This window comes from Blastomonas sp. CCH1-A6 (genome assembly GCF_001556365.1).
Classification (GTDB): Bacteria; Pseudomonadota; Alphaproteobacteria; order Sphingomonadales; family Sphingomonadaceae; genus Blastomonas; species Blastomonas ursincola.
On record NZ_LSIS01000488.1, the window covers coordinates 1 to 4,659 of the forward strand.

The following is a 4,659-nucleotide window of genomic DNA, read 5'->3' on the forward strand; positions in this document are numbered from 1 at the left end:
CCATGCAGCCCGGTGACCACACCCCAAATTACACCTCATTGACGGACGTGACCTAAAGCTGTTTCACCCGGCGGGTCAGCTGACGTTCGGAAAGATCGCTCTGGGCGTGCAGGTCGGTGACCATCGGCGATACGCTGGAGGCGAGCCAGGCATCGACCATGCGGGTGAATTCGACCATCTCGGGCGAGACCTGATCGACAAAGCCCTGGATGATCTCATCAGCGGCAGCCGTCATCTGCGGCAGGGTATCAAGAGTGCGCAGCAATGCCATGCGCTCTTCGATTCGTGGGAACACGGTGGCTGCAGGCACCACCTTGTCGACGAAATCGGCAGCGCTGGCATGGGTGAAGGCGCCCCATCCGGCGGCGGTAATGCCCATGCCGAACATGTGGAACGGCCCCTCGATCTCGAATCGCACCGCTGCGGTGGTTGGTCCGACCAGCACGGCCCCGGTGCACACGGTCGAACTGCCGTCGGGCATGTGCAGCGTCACGCGTCCGCCGGTCGCCATGCGCAGCTGAGCAATCGCCGCGCGCTCCCCGTCCACCACCAGGGGTTCGGGGCAGGTGAGGCGATAATAGACGGAGACGAACTCTCTCAGCGGTTCGCTGGGCAGCGCATATTCGAGATGTGGCATTGGCGACCCCAATCGGCCGTACGACAGGCGCGGCGTTTGCGCCGTCCTCCTCTCGCCGGATTTATCTTTCTGTCGACCCGGGCGAGGGTATAGCTCCAAATCGGACCAAAAAAAAGGCGACCCTGAAAAAATCAGGGTCGCCTGTTAGGAAAAGAACTCTCGGCGTCTCCGCCTTGAGCCCTTCGGGTCGCAAGGCGGTATATAATCGCAAGCGAGTCAGGGCGATTGGACAGATTCGACATTCTGAAAAATCGTGCAAAATCGGGCGCCTGCCCTGAAACGCCGCAAAACCGGGGTTTTCAGCCGCCCGCCTGGATCCAGGCGTCGATCCGCTCCTCGAGCACCGTCAGCGGCACCGGTCCGCTCCGCAGAACGGCATCGTGGAACCGCGCGAAACTGAACTTCGGTCCCAGCTGCTTTTGCGCCTTGTCGCGAAGCTCCATGATCTTGAGCTTGCCGATCATGTACGCGGTCGCCTGGCCGGGATAGACGACATAACGCTCGATCGCCTTGGAGATGTCGCCTGGCGGATTGGGGGTGTTGTCAGTCAGATACTGGATCGCCTGTTCGCGGCTCCAGCGCTTGTGGTGAATGCCGGTATCGACCACCAGGCGGCAGGCGCGCCACAATTCCATGCCCAGTCGGCCGAAGTCCGAATAGGGATCTTCGTAAAAGCCCATGTCCTTGCCCAGCTCTTCCGAATAGAGCCCCCAGCCTTCGGTATAGGCGGTGACCCCGCCAAAGCGCCGGAAGGGCGGCAGGTCGCCGAGTTCGGTCTGCACGGCGCGCTGCAGGTGATGGCCGGGCAGGCCTTCGTGATAGGCCAGCGCCTCGAGCTCGGTCGAGGCCATGTCCTTGAGATTGTAGAGGTTCACATAATAGGTGCCGGGGCGCGAGCCATCGGGCGCGGGGCTTTGGTAGAAGGCCTTGCCTGCCGATTTCTCACGGAATGCCTCGACCGCCTTCACCGTCAGCGGGGCCTTGGGCAGCGTCGCGAAATAGTCTGGCAGTTTCGCCTGCAACGCCTTCAGCTTGGTATCGACCGTGGCGAGATAGTCCTCGCGCGTCTTGAAATAGAAGCGGTCGTCGGTGCGGACAAAGGCGAAGAACTCCTGCAGGCTGCCCTTGAACCCGACCTTCTTCATGATCTCGCGCATTTCCCCGTGAATGCGCGCAACATTGTCGAGCCCAATCTGGTGGATCTGGTCGGCAGAAAGGTCGGTGGTGGTGTAATTGGCGAGCAGCTGGGCGTAATAGGCCGCGCCGTCCTTGAGCCGCCAGATGCCGTCGTCGGTCGGTGCAATCGCCTGCTGCCGTTCCATTTCGGCGATCAGTCGCTCATAGGCCGGCTTGACGCTGGTGGTCAGCGCCTGTCGCCCCGCCTCGATCAGCGCCGCCTTTTCGGGCGCGGCGATGGCCAGCGCCTCGACCTTCTTGGTCAGGTCGGCAAGCAGCGTCGAGGGGGCACCGTTGTCGAACGGCGCGCCCTTGATGACGTTGCGCGCATCGTCGAGGACGAAAGGGTAGACCCATTTCGGCGGCATCACGCCCGCTTCCGAGCGTTGCCTGGCTTCGGCGACCAGCGCATCCATCTGCGGGCCCATGCCCTGCAGCCGCTGGACATAGGCCTCGGCATCGGCCCTGGTCTTGACGCTGTGGATGTTGATCAGGAACGCGGGCATCTGGCTCTGCGCGCCGTTCATCTGGTCGAAGATATAGTCGTTCTTGCGATACGGGTGCGCGCGCGCCGCACGCTCGGCCTGATATTCGAACAGGCGATAGCTCAGCCGGTCTTCGGGCGAGAGCTTTGCCGGGTCGAACCGCGCCTTCATCGTCGCCAGCGCCTTCTGGCCGCGCGCGAATGCCGCGGCCTCGGCGGCATCCGAGGGGTCGTTCCACTTGCCGTAATCACCGTCGCGAATGCCGCGATAGGCCTTGCCCTGCGGCGCGGCGGCGAGATTCTCGGCATCGACCTGGTCGAAGAACGCCTTGAGTTCGGCGTTCTGCGCAGCGGCCTCGGCGGGCGCGCTCTGGGCGCTTGCGGAGACGGTCAAGGCAAGCGGACTGGCCGCGAGAAAAAGGGCAAGGGCGATCGGGCGCAGGGTCATGAAGCGACTTTCCGTTATTTCGTGAAGGGTTAATGGCGAAGCTATCGGGAGTTACCGCACGCGTAAACCGTCTCGCCGCCGCTTGACCATCGGCCCGTCGCAAAGCCATAGGGCGGCATGCTGTTCTCGCTCGCCCGGCCCGCCCTTTTCCTGCTCGATGGCGAGGATGCCCATCGGCTGACCATCGCGGGCCTTCGCCTGATGCCCGCCTCTTCGCCGCCCCGGCCCGACCCGGTGCTGGCGATGCGCGTGGCCGGGCTAGATTTTCCGACACCGGTGGGGCTCGCACCCGGCTTCGACAAGAATGCCGAGGCACCGCACGCGATGTTCGGCTTCGGCTTCGGCTTTGTCGAGATCGGCACGGTGACGCCGCTGCCCCAGGCGGGCAATCCGCGGCCCAGGCTGTTCCGCCTTGCCGAGGACAAGGCGGTGATCAACCGCATGGGGTTCAACAATGACGGCGCCCAGGCCGTGGTCGCGCGGCTCAAGGCAGGGCAGGGGCGTAAGGGGATCATCGGCGTCAATATCGGCGCGAACAAGGATTCGGCCGATCGCATCGCCGATTATGCGGTGATGACGCGGACCATGGCCCCGCTCGCGCGCTATCTCACGGTGAACATTTCCTCGCCGAACACGCCGGGGCTGCGCGCGCTGCAGGACGCCGGTGCCCTGTCCGCCCTGCTCGATGCGGTGATCGAGGCGCGGGGCAGTCACGACTGCCCGGTGTTCCTCAAGCTCGCGCCCGATCTGGAAGCAGCGGATATCGACGACATCACCCGCATTGGGATCGACAAGCGGCTCGATGCGCTGATCGTGTCAAACACCACGATCTCGCGGCCTGCCTTGCGCTCGCGGCATGCAAGCGAGGCGGGCGGGCTTTCGGGCGCGCCCCTGCGCGATCTGGCGCAGCAGCGGCTCAAGGATTTCCGGCAAGCCAGCGGCGGCGCGATCCCGCTGATCGGCGTCGGCGGCATTGCCAGCGCCGAGGACGCCTATGCCCGCATTCGGGCCGGAGCCTCGCTGGTGCAGCTCTACTCTGCGCTGGTCTATGAGGGGCCGGGCCTGGCCGCGCGGATCAATCGCGGGCTGAAGACGCTGCTCCAGCGCGATGGCTTTGCGTCGCTGGCCGAGGCGGTCGGGACCGGCTGAAGGTTTTAGGGATCACGCGAAGACGCGAAGCCGCGAAGATTCCCGTCTTCCAGCGAAAGCCGGAATCCAGAAGACGATTATCCATTGACTGCTGGGTTCCGGCTTTTGCCGGAGAGCAGATGGGCGAAGCCCTTCGCGCCTTCGCGCCTTCGCGCGGAACGCAGCAAACCTGTCCAAATTGATCGATCGGGTCGATCAATAGGTGGTAAATCTCTCATTGGCGCTCTCAATTGCAAATGATTATCAATACTTCTGTTCGCCCGACAGGAGTTTCCGATGCCCCGCGATCTTGCCAAGACCCTGAGCTATCTCGCGGTGCACCTCACCGTGGGCTTTTCGGTCGCCTATGCCTTTACCGGGTCGATCGAGATCGCCAGCGGCCTCGCGATCATCGAACCGATGATCAACGCGGTCGCGTTCTTCTTCCACGAGAAGCTCTGGGCGCGTGGGGAATCCCCGCGACCGAGGGAGGTCTTGGCTGCCTGATGCGGTGCTTGCCGCATCGCACCATGGCGGTATAACGCTTGGCATGAGCTTCATCCCCCGCACCTTCGTTGCCGCCGCCGCGCTGGCTTTGTCTTCGCTCTCGATCGCCTGCAACGCGCAGAGCGCGCCGCCGGCCGAGACCTCCGCCACCGCGCCGCTGGGCAAGGGGGTGGTCTCCTCGGCCGATCCGCGCGCGACCGCTGCCGGGCAGGAGATTCTGCGCAAGGGCGGGTCTGCTGCCGATGCGGCCATGGCGATGATGCTCGCGCTGACCGTGGT

General features: G+C 64.2%; 4 protein-coding genes and 1 pseudogene. 3 read left to right on the forward strand and 2 right to left on the reverse strand.

Features of this window, described 5'->3' with window-relative positions; translation table 11 throughout:
* Nucleotides 1-52: 52 nt before the first annotated feature.
* On the reverse strand, nt 53-637 hold the full coding sequence (locus tag AX735_RS21655; protein ID WP_066284704.1) for a DUF6597 domain-containing transcriptional factor: 585 nt from the start codon (nt 635-637) through the stop codon (nt 53-55).
* 299 nt (nt 638-936) lie between these two features.
* Nucleotides 937-2,745, reverse strand: a complete 1,809-nt coding sequence (locus AX735_RS21660; protein ID WP_066284706.1) for a DUF885 domain-containing protein — start codon at nt 2,743-2,745, stop codon at nt 937-939.
* 117 nt (nt 2,746-2,862) lie between these two features.
* On the opposite strand from AX735_RS21660, the gene AX735_RS21665 reads away from it, so the two are divergent.
* The 3 genes and pseudogenes from AX735_RS21665 to AX735_RS21675 form a co-directional block, all read left to right on the forward strand.
* Nucleotides 2,863-3,894 carry a quinone-dependent dihydroorotate dehydrogenase gene (locus AX735_RS21665; protein WP_066284710.1) on the forward strand — a complete coding sequence of 344 codons (1,032 nt, stop codon included), beginning with the start codon at nt 2,863-2,865 and terminating at the stop codon, nt 3,892-3,894.
* Between the two features lie 276 nt (nt 3,895-4,170).
* On the forward strand, nt 4,171-4,380 hold the full coding sequence (locus AX735_RS21670) for a DUF2061 domain-containing protein (protein ID WP_066284712.1): 210 nt from the start codon (nt 4,171-4,173) through the stop codon (nt 4,378-4,380).
* A 43-nt stretch (nt 4,381-4,423) separates the two neighbouring features.
* Nucleotides 4,424-4,659, forward strand: a pseudogene (locus AX735_RS21675) (gamma-glutamyltransferase); the annotation flags it as partial.

Bases quoted from the DNA above. Each gene is read 5' to 3' on its own strand.
- AX735_RS21655 (WP_066284704.1), bottom strand. From the start codon at position 637: ATGCCACATCTCGAATATGCGCTGCCCAGCGAACCGCTGAGAGAGTTC.
- AX735_RS21665 (WP_066284710.1), top strand. From the start codon at position 2,863: ATGCTGTTCTCGCTCGCCCGGCCCGCCCTTTTCCTGCTCGATGGCGAG.
- AX735_RS21660 (WP_066284706.1), bottom strand. From the start codon at position 2,745: ATGACCCTGCGCCCGATCGCCCTTGCCCTTTTTCTCGCGGCCAGTCCG.
- AX735_RS21670 (WP_066284712.1), top strand. From the start codon at position 4,171: ATGCCCCGCGATCTTGCCAAGACCCTGAGCTATCTCGCGGTGCACCTC.